At 59.7% G+C, this 16,951-nt stretch carries 13 protein-coding genes; 4 read left to right on the forward strand and 9 right to left on the reverse strand.

All coding sequences use genetic code 11. The annotated features are described in order from the left end of the window. The first annotated feature begins 302 nt into the window (after positions 1 to 302). Positions 303 to 2,843 carry an NAD-dependent epimerase/dehydratase family protein gene (locus tag CP97_RS15410; protein ID WP_063612672.1) on the forward strand — a complete coding sequence of 847 codons (2,541 nt, stop codon included), beginning with the start codon at positions 303 to 305 and terminating at the stop codon, positions 2,841 to 2,843. Positions 2,844 to 2,890: 47 nt separating this feature from the next. Next, complete coding sequence (locus CP97_RS15415) at positions 2,891 to 3,364, forward strand: hypothetical protein (RefSeq protein WP_050600432.1); 474 nt, start codon at positions 2,891 to 2,893, stop codon at positions 3,362 to 3,364. A gap of 280 nt (positions 3,365 to 3,644) precedes the next feature. Here CP97_RS15415 and CP97_RS15420 read toward each other — a convergent pair whose 3' ends face one another. Beyond that, positions 3,645 to 4,262, reverse strand: coding sequence for a cation efflux transmembrane domain-containing protein (locus tag CP97_RS15420; protein WP_050600433.1), 618 nt, complete (start codon positions 4,260 to 4,262; stop codon positions 3,645 to 3,647). Positions 4,263 to 4,336: 74 nt separating this feature from the next. Between CP97_RS15420 and CP97_RS15425 the strand changes: the two genes are divergently transcribed. Together CP97_RS15425 and CP97_RS15430 are read left to right on the forward strand one after the other, a co-directional pair. Beyond that, the gene (locus tag CP97_RS15425; protein WP_050600434.1) at positions 4,337 to 4,735 is read left to right on the forward strand and encodes a MerR family transcriptional regulator; all 399 of its coding nucleotides are present in this window, start codon (positions 4,337 to 4,339) and stop codon (positions 4,733 to 4,735) included. Further along, positions 4,732 to 5,058: a YnfA family protein gene (locus tag CP97_RS15430; RefSeq protein WP_050600435.1), complete on the forward strand. Its 327-nt coding sequence runs from the start codon at positions 4,732 to 4,734 to the stop codon at positions 5,056 to 5,058. Before CP97_RS15425 ends, CP97_RS15430 begins: the two co-directional genes overlap by 4 nt. Positions 5,059 to 5,304: 246 nt before the next feature. Here CP97_RS15430 and CP97_RS15435 read toward each other — a convergent pair whose 3' ends face one another. From CP97_RS15435 to CP97_RS15480, 8 genes are all read right to left on the reverse strand, one after another. Beyond that, the gene (locus CP97_RS15435; protein WP_063506156.1) at positions 5,305 to 7,557 is read right to left on the reverse strand and encodes a TonB-dependent receptor family protein; all 2,253 of its coding nucleotides are present in this window, start codon (positions 7,555 to 7,557) and stop codon (positions 5,305 to 5,307) included. Positions 7,558 to 7,997: 440 nt separating this feature from the next. Beyond that, positions 7,998 to 8,957: a cation diffusion facilitator family transporter gene (locus CP97_RS15440; RefSeq protein WP_050600437.1), complete on the reverse strand. Its 960-nt coding sequence runs from the start codon at positions 8,955 to 8,957 to the stop codon at positions 7,998 to 8,000. Then, positions 8,957 to 9,844, reverse strand: coding sequence for a ZIP family metal transporter (locus CP97_RS15445; RefSeq protein WP_050600438.1), 888 nt, complete (start codon positions 9,842 to 9,844; stop codon positions 8,957 to 8,959). Before CP97_RS15445 ends, CP97_RS15440 begins: the two co-directional genes overlap by 1 nt. Positions 9,845 to 10,019: 175 nt before the next feature. Beyond that, positions 10,020 to 11,042: a sodium:calcium antiporter gene (locus CP97_RS15455; RefSeq protein ID WP_050600439.1), complete on the reverse strand. Its 1,023-nt coding sequence runs from the start codon at positions 11,040 to 11,042 to the stop codon at positions 10,020 to 10,022. Then, positions 11,039 to 11,668: a cation diffusion facilitator family transporter gene (locus tag CP97_RS15460; RefSeq protein WP_050600440.1), complete on the reverse strand. Its 630-nt coding sequence runs from the start codon at positions 11,666 to 11,668 to the stop codon at positions 11,039 to 11,041. Before CP97_RS15460 ends, CP97_RS15455 begins: the two co-directional genes overlap by 4 nt. Then, positions 11,665 to 12,036 (reverse strand): SpoIIAA family protein, encoded by a 372-nt coding sequence (locus CP97_RS15465; RefSeq protein WP_050600441.1) that lies wholly within the window; start codon positions 12,034 to 12,036, stop codon positions 11,665 to 11,667. Before CP97_RS15465 ends, CP97_RS15460 begins: the two co-directional genes overlap by 4 nt. A 440-nt stretch (positions 12,037 to 12,476) precedes the next feature. Beyond that, entirely contained in the window at positions 12,477 to 15,773 is a 3,297-nt protein-coding gene (locus CP97_RS15475; RefSeq protein ID WP_050600442.1) for an efflux RND transporter permease subunit, read from the reverse strand. A 22-nt stretch (positions 15,774 to 15,795) separates the two neighbouring features. After that, entirely contained in the window at positions 15,796 to 16,944 is a 1,149-nt protein-coding gene (locus CP97_RS15480; protein ID WP_050600443.1) for an efflux RND transporter periplasmic adaptor subunit, read from the reverse strand. Positions 16,945 to 16,951: the final 7 nt, after the last annotated feature.

Below are 16,951 nucleotides of genomic sequence, written 5' to 3' on the forward strand. Positions count from 1 at the left end.
TACGGTCTCCCCTTACCATGTGTTCCTATTTCAAAGCCGACTCGTTGGTCTTTCGCGCTGGTCCGTATTATCGGCTGCCGAGGAAACCCGAGGCTCGGCAGGAAGGGTGCCGTTAGTTAAATCCAATGCCCGCTCGCTGCGGAAATTGCTCTCGATGTGAGGGAAATCGATCGTTATTTCGTAACACGGAGAAGGACTGCGTTTTCCCGCACGCTTTCGGGTTGGAAACTCTGTTAGATTGAGGTTTTTAGGCACCGCTCAAGGGTCGTGAGGTCGTTCAAAGTCGAAGCAAGGATCATATCTTGACTGACAACTCCGATAAACCTGTCGTGATCGTTACTGGCTCGAGCGGCTATATCGGCTCAGCCATCGTAAAGAAGCTTGCAGCGAATTACCGTGTGATCGGATTCGACCGAGACGCATCGCCACATCCCCCGGCAGAGGCCGAGTGCGTCTGCGTCGATGTGACCGACCAGGCGAGCATCGATGCCGCCTTCGAACGCGTTCGAACCGCCTATGGCAAAAGGATCGCCTCCTTCGTGCACCTTGCTGCCTATTTCGATCTTACCGGTGAACCGAACCCCAAATATGACGCGGTGACGGTCAAGGGAACCGGTCGATTGCTCGACGCACTTCAGGATTTCGAAATCGACCAGTTCGTGTTCGTGAGCACGATGCTGGTCCATGCCCCCATCAAGGGCGGCGGGCTGATCGACGAGACCTCGCCGCTGGACACGGATCTGCCCTACCGCGAATCGAAGGTCCGCACCGAGGAGTTGATCCGCGAGAAGCGCGGCGACATCAATGCGGTCTTCGTGCGGCCTGCGGGCGTATACGACGATGAGGGCCATTCGGCGTTTCTGGCACAGCAGGTCGCGCGAATTTACGAGAAGCGGCCGAGCGCCCGCGTCTATCCCGGTGACCTCGACACCGGACAGCCATATTTGCACCTTGAGGATTTGCTCGACGGGATCGAGCGCATCGTCGACCGGCGGAGCGAGCTTCCCAGTGAATGGCCGGTTCTTCTCGGCGAAGATGACGTGATGTCCTATGGCGAACTGCAAAAGTCGCTTGGACGCCTGATCCACGATGAGGACTGGACGACGCGCACGGTGCCGAAGGGCCTCGCTAAGACCGGCGCCTGGGTCGAAAACGAAGTGCTTGGCGAAGAGACTTTCATCCGGCCGTGGATGGTGGACATTTCGGACGACCACTACGAACTCGATCTTAGCAATGCCCGCGAGAACCTGGACTGGGCACCCCGGCACAAGCTGAGGACGACCCTTCCACAAATCGTCGAAGGTCTGAAAGCCGATCCGCCCGCCTGGTACGCTGAGAACAAGCTCAATGCCGCGCGGGTGGCCGGTAGCCATTTCGATGAAGCCGATGAGGCAGAGCCTGCTCCGCTTAGCGAAGACGCTCTGGCGGAGCACTCCGGTCAAATGCGCAAGATGCATTTCAACATGCTCTGGGTTCATTGGTTCACGATGTTGCTCGGCCTCTGGCTCGCGACCACACCGTTTGTCTTCGGGACCTTCGACCAAAACGAATTTGCCACTGCGGTCACGCGCATAACCGAGGATCGCGATCTCTGGGATCCTGCGCTACGAAGCTGGCTGACGGCCTGGAACGATGTCGTGAGCGGCGTGCTGATCATGATCTTCGCGGCCATTTCCCTTTCGCCGCGCGGAGGCTGGGCGCAATGGGCGAACACCTGTATCGGCATCTGGCTGCTCGGCGCCCCGTTGCTGTTCTGGACGCCCGATGCTGCCGTCTATGCCAACGACACTTTCATCGGCGCACTGGTGATCGCTTTCACCATCCTGGTGCCCATGATGCCGGGCATGGCTCCGGAAGGCATGATGGACGACAGCGACGTGCCGCCGGGTTGGACCTATTCGCCCTCGACCTATGTCCAGCGCATGCCGATCATTATTCTCGGCGCCGTCGGCTTCTTCCTTTCGCGCATTCTCACTGCGTACCAGCTGGGCCATATCGACGGGGTTTGGGAGCCGTTCTTCGCATCCCCAAGCGCGCTCAATGGCACCGAATACATCATCACTTCCGATGTCTCCAAGGCCTGGCCGGTGGCCGATGGCGGCATCGGTGCGATGAGCTACATGTTCGAGATCCTGATGGGAGTCATGGGCGGAAGGGCCCGCTGGCGGACCATGCCCTGGATGGTGACGCTGTTCGGCATCGTCGTCGTGCCCCTTGGCGTGATCAGCATTTACTTCATCATTATCCAGCCGATCATGATCGGCACCTATTGCACGATCTGCCTCATGGCGGCGGCCGCGATGCTGATCATGATCCCCTATTCGCTCGACGAGCTGGTCGCGATGGGCCAGTTCCTGGTTCTCAACACGCGGCGCGGGCGACCGTTCTGGCGCTCGTTCTTCCGCGGCGACGCGCTGCCAGGCGGCAGCAAGGACTCACATCCCGGTTTCGATGCTCCGCTCGCGGCGATCGGCGGTTCGGCGGCGCGCGGGGTCACGGTCCCATGGACATTGGCCATCAGTGTGCTGATCGGTGCTTTCCTGATGTTCTCCAGGCTCGTTCTTGGGAATGTACCGCCTCTTGCTGACAGCGACCATCTGGTCGGCGCGCTGGTCATCACGGTATCGGTAATTGCCATGGCGGAGGTCGCAAGGCCATTGCGCTTTCTCAACGTCGCGTTCGGTGCCTGGCTCATCGTGGCTCCGTGGCTTATGGACGGAGGCGCCAGTACTGTTGGCAACGTTGTCGGTACGATGCTCGGAGCGCTTCTGATTGTACTGAGCCTGCCAAGAGGGCATCGGAGCGACGAACATTACGGAAGCTGGGACCGGTTCGTTGTTTAGCGGATCGGCATGGCGATGGCGGAGCCAATGCAATAGGATGGTGAGCTTTGGAGCCTATTAATACGGGTAGGCCCGAAGCAGTGTGGCGGGGCGCGCATCCCGCCCTGTGGATCGCCATTTTCGGCGGACTGATTGCCTTCGCCTGGGAAATGTTCCAGCTCCCGTTCTACAGCACTGACGGGCTTGGTCCTGTTGAAGCCGCATACCGATGTGGTCTGGCATCGTTCGGTGACGCGGGTATCATGGTGGCGGCCTATCTGGGCGCCTCGTTGGGAAACCGCCGAACACCTTGGCTTGTCGACTGGCCAATATCCCGCTTCCTTATCTATCTCGCCATCGGTCTCGCGATAACATCCGTGGTCGAAATATTGGCCGTTGGGGCTGCCTGGGGCTGGACCTACAGTCCCACTATGCCGCTAGTCCCTGGGACAAAGATCGGACTCGTTCCCATAATCATGTGGGTTCTTGTCCCGACCGCGACCCTTTGGCTCTCACGAAAAATGGGACTTGGGTCAGCCTAGTCGAAGCGAGCGAAAGTGATTCCTAATGAGCAGCGGTCGCCGGGATGAGCAGCGCGACGAATTGCATCAAGACTGTCACCATCAGGAGAGACAATCGTTACCCGGCCGCCGAAAACATCACCGTCTCCGGAGTCCACCGCAAGGATGGTTTTGATGGACCAGTACTCATGCGGTCACCTGCAATAATTGAAAGCGGTTGGCCTTCAATGGGCTTTGAAAGGAAGTTAGCGTAAGCCAGCAGAGGTCGTGCTATCACGTAACTGCCTGTCGGAGTCCCTTCTCAAGCAGAGCGCAACTCACCGCGCGCTTGACCGAATACCTCAATACTGCCCCAAATTGCTAGGCTGGCCATAATGGCGGCCACGACCAGGTCGGGCCACGCGCGCCCGGTTCCGAAGACACCCAGCGCCGCGCCCAGAACCGCTACATTGCCGATCGCGTCGTTGCGCGAGCAAATCCACACCGAGCGCATGTTGGCATCACCCGTGCGAAACCGGAACAACATCGCGGCAACTGCGAGATTCACCGCAAGCGCGACGGTTCCGATAATGCCCATGGTCCCGGCGTCCGGCGAGGCACCGACAAAGAAACCCCAGATCGCGGAGCCAAGCACCCATAGCCCGAACGCCAGCATGGTCGCTGCTTTGGCAATGGCTGCGCAAGCGCGCCACGCAAGCGCCATTCCGGCAACGCAGAGACTTATGGCGTAATTTGCCGCATCGCCCAGAAAATCGAGTGCGTCAGCCTGCAATGCACGCGAATCAGCAGCAAGGCCCGCCACGATTTCGACGCTGAACATAACCGCATTGAGAATGAGAGCGATCCACAGGATACGGCGCCACAGCGGATCATTATTCGCCTCGACGTCCTCGACAGGACCGCAGCAATTTTTTCCCATTCGCTCGACTCCTTGTGTCGAATCGATTTATACACCTTGTAGTCGCTACAAGGTCAAGCGATCGAGGGAAGCCTATGCGGATCGGTGAACTCGCCCGCGCGGCGGGCGTAAAAGCGGAAACCATCCGTTACTATGAACGCGAGGGCGTTCTCGCGTCCCCGCCCCGCACACAGGCCAACTATCGCGACTACGGTCCCGAGCACGCCCGGAGACTGAATTTCATTCGCCGCGCGCGCGACCTGGGGTTTTCCATGACGCGCATTCGCGAACTTCTCGAACTGGCCGACGACCGGTCGCGGGCCTGCCATGCGGTCGACACGCTGGCACGAGCGCACCTGGGCGAAGTCAACCGCAAGATTGCCGATCTGGAGGCTCTCCGAAGGGAACTGCGCCGGATGCTGGAAAACTGCGAGCAAGGAACGGTCGGCACCTGTCTGGTCATTGAAGCGCTCGCCGAGGGGACTGAAGCGTGAACGCGATATGGATCTATCCCCTTGCCGCGCTCGCCGAGATTGCGGGGTGCTTTGCGTTCTGGGCCTGGTTCAGAATGGACAGGAGCGCCTGGTGGCTCCTTCCCGGAGTATTGGCGCTCGTGTTGTTCGCCTATCTCCTTGCTCGCATTGAGGCGGATGCTGCAGGGCGAGCCTTCGCCGCCTATGGCGGCGTCTATATCACCGCGTCGCTTGGCTGGCTCTGGCTCGTCGAAGATACACAGCCGGATCGCTGGGATCTGCTAGGAGCATTGATCTGCCTCGGCGGTGCCACAGTCATCCTTTTCGCGCCACGCGTGGCCTGAAAGATCGCGACGAATCCCTGATACTGAAAACACCGGTCGACTTTTCAGGGATACGATTGTCGTTCGAGAACCAGGATTCGCGGACGAGCTCACCCCCAGGCGTCCGCAACAGTCTTGGTGGGGAGTTCCGCCCTGCCCAATCCCGTCTGGCATTCGATCTAGGGTCAGCTTTCATCTCAGTTCTCGCCTCCAAGCACGCAAAATGAAGGGGGCGCGAACATCAACGCCAAAAGCCTCACGCGGAGTTTAAAAACTGACCCGAGCACCACCCACAATGCGCCGCGGAACCCCTGGTCGCAGACCGAACGGGCGCCTGCTCACGGCGTATTGATTGTCGAGAACATTGTCGACGCGCGCAAACAGGGAGAATTTGTCAGTCAGCGCGTAACTTCCCGCAATATCGAAGACGATGCGATCATCGATCCTCTCGTTTTCAGCAACGGCTCCGCTTCCTGGATTGTCGCGCAACTCGGAAACGTAGTTGGCGCCAACGGTAGCCGCCGCACGTCCCATGTTTACCCCCGCTTCGACATAGAGCTGATGGCGCGCGATGTACGGCAGGTCATCGCCTTCGTTTACGTCGCCAAAAAATTCGCTGTCGAAGCTGCTGTCGAATTCTGCATCCGTGAACGTGTAGGCAAGCGAGAGCGGGAACGAGACCGAATTGGAAAGGCGAGGTTCAACCGCCGCCGACAGTTCCAGCCCTTTGACCGTAACCGCGCCGCCATTGAACTGATCGCCAATATCACCGACGCTGCAGCCCACGGATTGAGTGCAGTTGCCCAGAAGGTTCGAGTAGTCGTTGTAGAAGCCGATCGCGGAGACCTGGACCTTGTCGCTCCGATAGCGGACCCCGGCTTCGTAGTTCCAGCTTTCCTCGGCCCGTGCATCAGGATTGCCTGGACCGGGAGGTGAGAAACCGCGCGACACACCTGCCAGCAATATGGCATCACCCAACTCGTAGGTGGCGCCAAGACCTGGCAACCACTGATCGATATTGGTCTGACGGACACGTGTCGGCCCATTTGAGCGATCCGGGTCCGACCCGGCATAGTCGAGCCGGGTCAGGTCAATCCCTTCATACCTCAAGCCGGGAGTCAGTGTCAGGGCACCGATCTCGATCCGGTCCTCGATATAGAACGCGATCGCCTTTGCTTTCGCTTCCCGGTTGGCTTGCTGACCAAGATCGGTCTGCCGTTCGAAGACGAGATCACCCCCGATCTGTGAGTAGAATTCCTCGTTTTGCAGCCTGTCTTCCTCATCCTCGTGGTAGCGGACAGATACGGCAAGGTTGTGCCTCGCGCCGCCCATCTCGAAGGGGCGCTCAAGCGAAATCTGAGCGCCTTCGCTGCGATAGACGCGGTTGTTGTTCCGTATGCGAACCGCGCCCTCGAAGCTATCCGCCCCGCGCAAGATGCTAAGCGCCCCGGCATTGTCCTCTGGATTAACGAAAACCGAGCTAATTGAATCGAAGCTGCCATCGCCGTCGAAGTCGATATCCTGGAGCTTGGACCAGCTGCGGGCAAAGTCGTTCCGGTACAGCGTAGCTGTGATCCTCGTTCCGTCAGAAAATGCCAAGCTGCCGGTAACGCGATATTGATCGTGCTCACCGGAAAAAGCGTCGCGCTGGCTTGCCGCATAGCGACGATAGGGCTCCGCGGCGAAATCGGTGTCGGCAAGTCCAAGGTACGTCTCGTTGGCTTCAAGGTCCGATCGGCCATAGACGAATTCCAGTCGCGCCTCGACAGGCGCGTCCGGTGCTGTGTGAACAGCCAAGCGTCCACGGTAATCCTGTCGCTCGAAACCGGTGTCGGCGTCGGGAAGCCCATCAATCGTCTTGAAGCCGTCGCTGCCCTGCTGGTAGGTTTCAAGCAGCGCGCCGACGTAGTCCGTGTCTCCACCGACCCAGGCCTGTCCCTGATAATAGTCGCGCGACCCGTATTGCCCGAAAGCGTAGCCAGCCAGCCCGTCGGCCGGAATGTCGGTCGACCGAAGATTGACCGCCCCGCCGATCGTACGGGGCCCATAGCGAATGGCGGCGGCCCCTTTCGTGACTTCGACCGCCTGCATGCGCCCGATGGCCGGGAAATAATACGCTGCCGGCGCGGCATAGGGAGCAGGCGCGATCAGCACGCCGTCTTCCATGAGCGTGATGTTGCTCGAACGTTCGACCGGACTGCCGCGCAGACCGATATTCGGGAACAAGCCGAACCCGTCTTCCTCCTGCGTGTTGATGCCGGGGACCTGCCGCAGGACGCGATTTACATCCCCGTAATCGAACCGGCGCAGATCCTCGCTGTCGATAAGATCGGCCGATCCCGCGATACGGTAGGGATCGATCCGGCCGCCGACCACGATGATCGAATCCACCGGATTCTCCCGGCGCTCGTCTGCAATCTGTTCGGCGCGCACCTCTCCGTCATCAGGCCCGGTAGTCTCTTGTGCCACCGCCGGTGCGGACAAAGCGATTGCGAGGGACGAGACGGTAGTACGATACATAAAAACTTCCTGTTCTCCGAGTGTGGAAATCCGGGCCCTAACCTTATTGCGATTGCCTCGCAAGAGCAAAAACACGCTTTGGGAAAACTTCTCGGTAGCGCTCGTGCGCGTAGCTGTGCAGCGCAGCGCGGGGGATTTGCGACACCGATGAGGCAAGGATGTGGTGATTTACCTGAGCTTCAAAGAGTAAGCCTGCGGTCGGCTGTTTTCCTTTGTAACCGAGCAACTGCAACGCATTTAACACCTTGCGCAGCGCGGTCCTTTTTGCACGAGCAGGGCCAGGCCGATGGCAAGCCCGACAATCCTCGCAAGCCTGAGTTAGGGTTGTTCAACGAACACTCGTACGCACCCAAACCTTGCGGCCGAGCTTTGACGGCCCGGGTTTCCGGTTTTTCAGCAATTATCGTGGTCTGCAGACGTCATCGAATACGCACACAAATCTAAGGCTGATGGGGTCCGCCAACTTCATGCGGATGTGCGGTTTGATGCGCGGGAACGAGATCGGCTTCGCAGTCCGTTTCAAAGCACGCTTCGAATGTCGCATGCTCAATTTGAAATTCTTCTTTCAACATCGACCTAGCCCGGCCCTTCACTTTCTCGAATTGCTCAAGTGAAGCGCCTTCAGGGGTTACATGCGTTTCCAGCGCCCGGTGATGCTCGCCGATCGACCAAACATGAACATGATGTACTCCGTCGATCCCATCCAACTTTTCGAGTGCCAAAACGATCCGATCAAACTCCAGCTCGTCGGGAACCGCGCCCATCAAGAGCCGGACTGTCCGCGGCATCAGGGTCACCCCCTGCCAGATGACATAACCGGCGATGATTAGGGTGATGATCAGATCCGCGATGTAGAGATCGTATAGCAGGATCAGCGCGCCAGCAACGATCACACCGACCGACGCGAGAGCATCGGAGACGTTGTGCAGAAAGGCCGCCTTCATGTTGATGCTGTCATGCGAACCGCGATAGACGATGAAGGCAGTCACCAGATCGATGACCAGCGCTATGCCCGCCACGCCTATGACGGTCCATCCCTCGACCGGTTGGGGATCGGCGAACCGGTTGATTGCCTCCACCAACAGGTAGAAGCCGATGATAAGCAGCGTCGTGAGGTTGATGAGTGCGGCGACGACTTCGCCTTGCGCATAACCGAAGGTCATAAGTTTGTCGGCGGGTCGCCGCCCGATTTTGCGCGCGAACCAGGCCAGGCCAAGCGAAGCCGCATCGCTGAAATTGTGCAAGGCGTCGGCTATGAGCGCGAGCGACCCTGAGACGATCCCGCCAATGATTTGGGCAACTGTAAGCAAAACGTTGATCGCCACTGCAAAGATCAGCTGGCGATCGCTGAGATTTTCTTCGCCGTGACTATGTCCGGCGTGACCGTGGGATTGCTCCATTACTCGCGTCCCATTGTGAAGGGTTCAATGCTAAACGCGACTGCCGGTCGCTCTGCGGGATGCTCCAAACCCGAATTCGGAAGATCCACCGCGTCTGATAATTCATCAAGCCCGGCGAAAATGAGTGCGAGAAGGGCGAACCCGACGAGAAAAACAAGAAGCGATTTGAAGTGCCCCGCTGTGTGTGCCGCTTGATGAAGAAGCAAAGCTCTTACCGCCGCAGCCAGGAGCAACCCTGCAAGGACGGTGAGGAGCCAAGGCAGCCCGAAACTATCGACACTGTGTACCATCCAGAATGCCAACAGCGCAGAACCGATGAAGGCCAGAGCGAGACCGACCTGTAGCGCGATGCGGTCCATTCGGCTTGAGCTAGCGGCTATGAACCTGGAGCCAATCTGACGACTGACCAAGACATTCGCCATGGCCAACCCTGCCGCGGTGACTATTGCCAAAGTCACGGAAGCGGCTGCTGCAATACCGAGGGTCAAACCATAGCCGATCAGATCGACGATGGAGAAGATCGACGATACAGCAACATTGGACAAATCCTCGTCATGATCATGCTGCTTTCTTTTGCCGTCCGCGAAACGGCCTCTGAGATAGCCGGCTGCCTTGCACAGAAGAACATAGGCTCCTCCACCGAGCAAAAAGAGCACAGGGATGGCCCAGCTGTCGACTGCCGATTGGACGAACGGCGTAACCGCTAGCGCAGCGGTCGCAAACAGAACGCCCGCAGCAGCAGGATACAACAGATCGGACCGGCGCAATCCCGCCCCCACACGTTCGACCCACAACGTCCCTACGACCAAGCCGGTGCTTGCGAATATCGCAAGAAGCAAAACATGCGATCGGCTTTGTGTCTCAAAGATAGTGTCGAAAAGGCTCATTAGCTTTTCAAACCCCGTACCGCCGGAAGTTCGTCTGCGACTTTCTTCCGCGCGACAGGCAAATCTCCATCAAAATCTTTTCGGGGAGATGTCCTCATAAGCAAGGGCTGATCGTCATGATCCTCTTCGCGGTGGCTATGGCCGCTCCGTTCACCCTGATCTCGGTTGTCATTGCTCATCCGGCTCCTCCGGAGACTTGCAAAGGCTTCACCCACAGGAATATTACGGCAATAAAAGCCGCATTGGCTGCCCAGAACGCGAAGATGTGCCATCGACCAAAGCCTCTTTTCTCTTCGTCTCCCAACGAAAGAAAGAGAGCGTATAGCGCGGCCATCAGCACGACGAACGCGAGACTGACCCAGAAGAGTTGAAAATTCTCGATCGGCGTTCCGATGATGGTGAGCGGGATGAAGGCGAGCGTCATGGTCACGACATGGTCGCCGATCACGCTTGTGCTGGCGGAGGTCACCTGACCGGAGCGCGCGACGCTCCAGGTCGTGAACACCTCGGGCAGCGATGCGACGGCGGCAGTGATGAAAAGACCGCCGACGATATTCGGGATGCCGAGTGCGCTCACGATCCTTTCGGTCGAGAATACGGTGAAGTAGGCCCCGACCGCCAGGGCGCCGACGCCCGCTATGGCCATCCATTTCTCCTTTAGACTCCACTCTACCTCCTCTCCCTTCTCTCGGCCCCGAACGAGAGCCTGAAGGAGATAGGCGAGATACGCGATCAGCAGCAGCCATCCATCGATCGGCTGCAACCCGCGCCAAGGGGCGGGAAGCGTCAGTAGAGCGAAGACCGCGAGGATCGCCAGGTAAGGCAGCGCCTGGACGGTAAGAGCCCCCTTATCGACCGCGACGTAATGATCACGACGATGCTTCTTGTGCTCCTTGTCAGCACCTTCAAGGGCCCCTTTACGGGTCGCCAGATAAGCGGTCGTCACGATCACCGGAATCACCAGAACGGTCGAACCCAGCATGGCGCCAAGGCCGATATCGGACACATCACGAGCAGCGCTCGTCACATTGATGCCCATCTCTGGCGAAGCGGCGGCTAGACCTAAAAAGGAGCCCCCCGCCGCGACGGAGAACCCCCATTGCTTGCGTAATTTCTTGAGCGGTGCGGACAGGCGTTCCGCGCCCCAATGAGCGGCCCAGACGGCGGCGAGGAGAACCGCTGCCCAGACCGCGATCACTTGCGCCAGCCCTCGTGCTCTGTGCCCTCTTCCTCATGGATGTCCATATGCGCATCGCGCAGGATCTCGATGCCGCCGTAGATCGCTATGCAGGCCACACCGATCCCGACGACGAGATCGGGCCAATTCGATCCGGTGAAAAACACTACGATACCCGCTATGATAATCCCGCCGTTCGAAACGAAATCATTCAAACTGAACGTGGTGGCTGCACGTAAATTGACATCCTTATTCTGCAAACGTTTCAGCAGGTAAAGGCACCAGAGGTTCACCGCACCGGCAACCAGCGCCATCACCATCATGACGCCGCCGATCGGATCCGAACCCTCCATGAAGCGCCGGATGGCATCGAGAATCACACCGCCTGCGAACACAAGCAGCATGACCCCGGAAAAACGCGCGGCTCCGCGCTTCCAGACCCGGGAGCGGGTGAGCGCAAGCAGGCTCAATGCATAGACAATCGCGTCCGACGAATTGTCGAGCCCATTGGCAATCAGCGCGTTGGAATCGCCGATTACCCCGGTGATGAAAAACCCTATCGCAATCGCCACATTGAGCCAGAAAACGATCCAGAGAGTGCGGCGCTTTTCGGCCGAATCGAGGTTGAGTTCGCCTTCGCCGCTCATGACGCATTCCTTCCGTCTCTCGCCCAGCTTTCGGCGGCAACCCGCTCGACAGGTGTGAAAAACCTCATCTCCGCGCGGAATAGCGGATCGAAAAGCTTGGTGCCCCACTCTTCCCAACTACTATCGCCGACCATCGCGATCCGGCCGAAGCTGTCCTTGTGCTTCGCATCGAATTTCAGGTCGCGCCAGAGACCGCCCATATCCCAGCCAGAAAAGTCGGGAGCAAGTTCGATAAGCATCGGAACCGTCCCAGGAACTCGCGCCGCGACGCGCTCGAAAAACGGAACGAAGCGGTCATAGTCGCTATCGGAAAGCGTTCCGTCCGCCCTGATGAGCAACAGACCGTTATCTTCGATTGCGGTGAGCATGGCGATTTCTCCTCTTGAATGTTCCGCGCGACCGTCGAGCGGCTTTGGCGCGTCCTCTGGACAGCGGTAAAAGATGCGCTCGAAACCTCGATAGTTGCAGGTGAAGGGCCGTCCCGGGCTACAATCTTCGATCGTAAGATGGCGCACTTGCATTGGCCGCGCATGCCGTTCGAAGGGCTTATGGTCATGGTATATGCGATGGCCTCACCCTCATCGCGCCAGATGCCGACAGCGGACAGATCACCGTCCGAAGGTTGCACCTCTGCATAGAAGCCATCGGCGAAAAACACCCACGCCGTGCCCGTATCGCAGCCGGGCGTTCTGCCGAGGCTCCGCGCGCCCGCAATTGAGTCCGATACCGGATCGCTTCGAGACTTGTCAGTCCCGAAGCGATCTGAGGCAGACAAATTGACCTAGCTAACTTCAATTAGCCCTCCCCTTCAAGTAACATCCCGAAGTTCTTTACGTTCCTCAGGCGTGACGTTGCGACGCAGGCGGTCCCACCATCTTTGGCGCCAGCTTCGCTTCTCCTTGCCATCATCGAGTACCAGGCGAGCGATCGCTGGCAAAACGAACAGCGTGAGCGCAGTGGCTGTGATCAGCCCGCCGATAACCACCGTAGCCAAGGGACGTTGCACCTCAGCACCTGTTCCTGTGGCAATCGCCATCGGCACAAAACCCAGCGACGCCACCAACGCGGTCATGAGCACCGGTCGCAGTCGCGCCAGCGCGCCATCGGCAATCGCCTCATCCAGTGACATCCCGCTGTCGAGTCGCTGCCGGATCGCGGTCATCATGACGAGACCGTTGAGCACCGCCACGCCGGAAAGCGCGATAAAGCCGACCGCTGCCGACACCGAGAATGGCAAGCCTCGCAGCGCCAGAGCGAACACCCCGCCAGCCAAGGCCATGGGAATGGCACTGAACACGGCAAGCGCTGGAACCCATCCACCCAAAGCCATGAACAGCAAGAGGAGAACCAGAGCGAAGGCAATCGGGACGACGATGGTGAGCCGCGCCTGCGCTTCCTGCAGGTTCTGATACTGTCCGCCCCATTCGATGAAGGAGGCCGGCGGCATATCGACGCCGGTCGAAACCCTTTCCTGCGCTTCCTCAACAAAGGAGCCGAGATCGCGCTCGCGTACGTTGGCCGAGACGATCACAAGCCTTCGGCCCTGCTCTCGCCGAACCTCGGCAAGGCCATCGACGACCTGAAAATCGGCCAATGTCCGCAAAGGAACGGTGACCCCGTTTTCAAGCACGATCGGGAGCGCGCCGAGCTGGTCGAAATCGTCGCGCGTAGCATCCTCGAGGCGCACGACAACATCGAAACGGCGATCGCCCTCGAACACCAGTCCTGCTGGCCGCCCGCCGAGCGCGATAGCAACCGACTGTGCCACTTCCTCGACGGTCAGACCATAGCGCGCGATGGTCGGGCGATCGAAGGCGATGTCCAGCGTAGGAAAGCCGGTCACCTGCTGCACCTTCACGTCCGCGGCGCCTTCGACACCTCCAAGCACGCCCGCGACCTCGCCCGCAGCTTCGGTGAGCGCAGTGAGGTCATCGCCGTAGAGCTTGACCGCGACATCGCCGCGCACACCGGCGATCAGCTCGTTGAAGCGCAGCTCGATAGGCTGGCTGAACTCGTAGAGATTGCCGATGAGGCCTCCGAGCGCGCTTTCCATTTCACCAACAAGCTCATCTTTCGGCAAATCGGGATCGGGCCATTCGTCGCGAGGCTTCAGGATGACATAAGCGTCCGAAGCATTGGGGGGCATTGGATCGCTGGCGACTTCGGCCGTGCCCGTCCGTGAGAACACAAGATCAACTTGGGGAAACTCTTCGAGCCGGTCTTCGACCCGCCGCTGCATCGCCAGCGAGCGTTCGAGCGATGTCGAGGGGATGCGCAAGGATTGCACCGCGATGTCGCGTTCATCGAGCTGCGGGGTGAACTCGCTGCCCAGAAAGCCGAACACAAAAACCGCTACTGTGAAGAGACCAACCCCGGCACCAATCATCGGCCAGGGCCGCGCAATGACCTTGCGCACGGCGGGACCGTAGCGCTCTTTGGCCCAGCGAATGGGCTTCACCTCCTTTTCGGTCAGCTTCTTGTTGAGCAGGACCGCAATCATCGCTGGCACGAAGGTCAATGAAAGAACGAAGGCCGAAGCCAGCGCGAGCATCATCGTGATCGCCATGGGCGAGAACGTCTTGCCCTCGACCCCGGTAAAGGTCAGCAGCGGCGCGAAGACGAGGAAGATAATCGCCTGACCGTAGACGGTCGGTTTGATCATTTCCTGCGCTGCGAGACGCGTTTCGGTCAGCCGCTCACCCAAGGTAAGCAAGCGTCCTTCGCGATGTTGCCGGGCCGCAAGCCGGGCGACGCTGTTCTCGACAATGATGACCGCACCATCGACGATCAGCCCGAAGTCGAGCGCGCCCAGGCTCATCAGATTACCTGAGACACCAAGCCGGTTCATCCCCACCGCTGCCATCAGCATCGAAACGGGAATGACCAGTGCGGTGATTATGGCGGCGCGGATATTGCCGAGCAAGAGGAACAGGACGGCGATCACGAGCAATGCGCCTTCGAGCAGGTTCTTTTCGACGGTGGAGATCGTCGCATCGACTAGTGAGGAACGATTGTAGACAATCTCAGCGACAACTCCGTCCGGAAGCGATGCGCGGACCTCTTCAAGTCTCTCGGCAGCACCAGCCGCAACGGTCCGGCTGTTCTCGCCCGCGCGCATCAACACGGTTCCCACCACCGCCTCTTCACCGTTCAGTGAAGCAGCACCGGTTCGCAGGTCGCCGCCGATCTCCACATCGGCCACATCGCCGATGCGGATGGGCACGCCCTCGCGGGTCGCAATGACGGCTTCTTCGATGTCGGCAATGCTGCCCAGCCTCGCGTCCACGCGGACAAGCAGGGCTTCGTCGGCACGATCGACGAAATTGGCGCCTGCCGCCAGATTGGCGGCTTCTAGAGCATCGATGAGTGAGTCGAATGACAGGCCATAGCCGGTGAGACGTGCCGGATCGGGCTGAACAAGGAATTGCTTTTCGAACCCGCCAATCGAATCCACGCCGGCCACGCCGTCGATCGAGCGCATCAACGGCGCGACCACCCAATCCTGCACAGTGCGCAGATAGGCCGCCTTAGCCACCTCACTCTCGAGGCGGTCGCCGCGTTCGGTGATGAAGCTGCCATCGGACTGCCAGCCTGTGCGGCCACCAGTGGTCGCACCCTTGCCACCGGGATGCTCATACTCGATCGTATACATCAGCACTTCGCCAAGGCCGGTGGAGATCGGCCCCATGGTAGGCTCCGCTCCTTCGGGCAATGAAGCGCCAATCGGCGCGAGCCGTTCGTTCACCTGCTGCCGGGCGAAGTAGAGGTCGGTGCCCTCCTCGAAAATCGCGGTGACCTGGCTGAAGCCGTTGCGCGAAATCGATCGTGTCATCTCCAGGCCTTCGATCCCGGCAAGTCCGGTTTCGATGGGGAAGGTCACCTGCGTCTCGACCTGCGAAGGTGAGAGCGCGGCAGCGCTGGTGTTGATCTGGACCTGCGTGTTGGTGATGTCGGGAACCGCGTCGATCGGCAGGCGCACCAGATTGAACGCTCCGTAGATCGCTGCGAACACGGTCAGGACGATGATCGCCCAGCGGAAACGAACGGCGACATCGAGGATGACTCCGATCGGGCCGTGACGGTGGCTACCTTCGTCCGAAGACATGGGAGAAGATGCCGTGGTTTGATCAATGGCCATGTTCTGCGCCCTCCTTTTCGAGCTCGGACTTCAACAGGAAGGCATTGGCAGTCGCGATCCGCTGACCGGGCTCGAGCCCGGAGAGGATCGTCACCATTCCGGCAGACCGGCTGCCGATCTCGACCTCCCGAGCCTGAAATCCGCGTCGTGTCCGCACGAAGACAACATCGCGTCCTTCGAGCACCTGCACAGCATCTTCGGGTACCGCGATACGGCTCTGGTCCAATTCGCCCGAGGGGCGAATACGCGCCTGAAGGAACGATCCGGGCTGCAGACCGGGAACGGCGCGCGTCAAGGTAAGAACCGCTGTCGCGCTACGGCTCTCGGCATCGAGCGAAGGCGTTACCGACCGGACGCGAGCGCCGATCTCCCTTCCATCGCCGAGGATCAACGCAGCCTCGTCGCCAGGCTGGATGCGTGAAGCATCTTCGGAAGGCAGCGCAACCTCGATCTGCAAGCCGCTGGGATTGACCACGCTGTAAAGCTCCTCCCCGGCGTCGACGAACGAGCCGAGCACGATTGGAGCGGCGGTCACACGGCCCGAAAGCGGACTGGTGACAGCGAGCGAGCGTCCATCGCCGCTCACGCCTGCCGCGGCGACGGCCGCCTGCGACCGGTTCAGTTCGGAACGGGCAACGTCAAGATTGGCGCGCGCCGCTTCGAGATCCTGGCGTGCGGTCACGTTGGCTTCGAATAGCCGGCGCTCCCGTTCATAGGCCGCCGAAAGCTCGGTTACGCGGGCGCGGGCGGCACTAAGCTGGGAAGCGAGTGCAGCCGCATCGGCGCTTTCGATCCGAGCGACGGTCTCGCCCTGCCGGACATAATCGCCAAGCGTCTTGCCAACGCTGCGCACGACACCGGAAGCCCGTGCATCGATGCGTGCGCTGGCGGTCGGACTTGCCGCAACCGTTGCAGGAAATACGAGTTCGACAGCGGCACCCGTTTGCACCGCTGCGACCTCGATCTCGGCGGTGCGGATCTGCTCTTGCTCGATTAGCACGAGCCCCTCGGGCAGTTCTGTCTCTGCGACCTCTTCGTCCGCGTGGGTGTCGACCTGGCTGTCAGGCCAGAACATCAGCATCAAGGCCGAAACAAGTATGACAATTCCGGCGATGATCGCCAGTCTTTTGCGGTTCATTTTGGTA

The organism is Aurantiacibacter atlanticus (assembly GCF_001077815.2).
In the GTDB taxonomy this organism is placed as follows: domain Bacteria; phylum Pseudomonadota; class Alphaproteobacteria; order Sphingomonadales; family Sphingomonadaceae; genus Alteraurantiacibacter; species Alteraurantiacibacter atlanticus.

Excerpts from the sequence above, each read along its gene's own strand:
- CP97_RS15465 (WP_050600441.1), bottom strand. The coding sequence starts at position 12,036 with ATGCTCACCGCAATCGAAGATAACGGTCTGTTGCTCATCAGGGCGGAC.
- CP97_RS15440 (WP_050600437.1), bottom strand. The coding sequence starts at position 8,957 with ATGGAGCAATCCCACGGTCACGCCGGACATAGTCACGGCGAAGAAAAT.
- CP97_RS15460 (WP_050600440.1), bottom strand. The coding sequence starts at position 11,668 with ATGAGCGGCGAAGGCGAACTCAACCTCGATTCGGCCGAAAAGCGCCGC.
- CP97_RS15445 (WP_050600438.1), bottom strand. The coding sequence starts at position 9,844 with ATGAGCCTTTTCGACACTATCTTTGAGACACAAAGCCGATCGCATGTT.
- CP97_RS15475 (WP_050600442.1), bottom strand. The coding sequence starts at position 15,773 with ATGTCTTCGGACGAAGGTAGCCACCGTCACGGCCCGATCGGAGTCATC.
- CP97_RS15480 (WP_050600443.1), bottom strand. The coding sequence starts at position 16,944 with ATGAACCGCAAAAGACTGGCGATCATCGCCGGAATTGTCATACTTGTT.
- CP97_RS15425 (WP_050600434.1), top strand. The coding sequence starts at position 4,337 with ATGCGGATCGGTGAACTCGCCCGCGCGGCGGGCGTAAAAGCGGAAACC.
- CP97_RS15420 (WP_050600433.1), bottom strand. The coding sequence starts at position 4,262 with ATGGGAAAAAATTGCTGCGGTCCTGTCGAGGACGTCGAGGCGAATAAT.
- CP97_RS15435 (WP_063506156.1), bottom strand. The coding sequence starts at position 7,557 with ATGTATCGTACTACCGTCTCGTCCCTCGCAATCGCTTTGTCCGCACCG.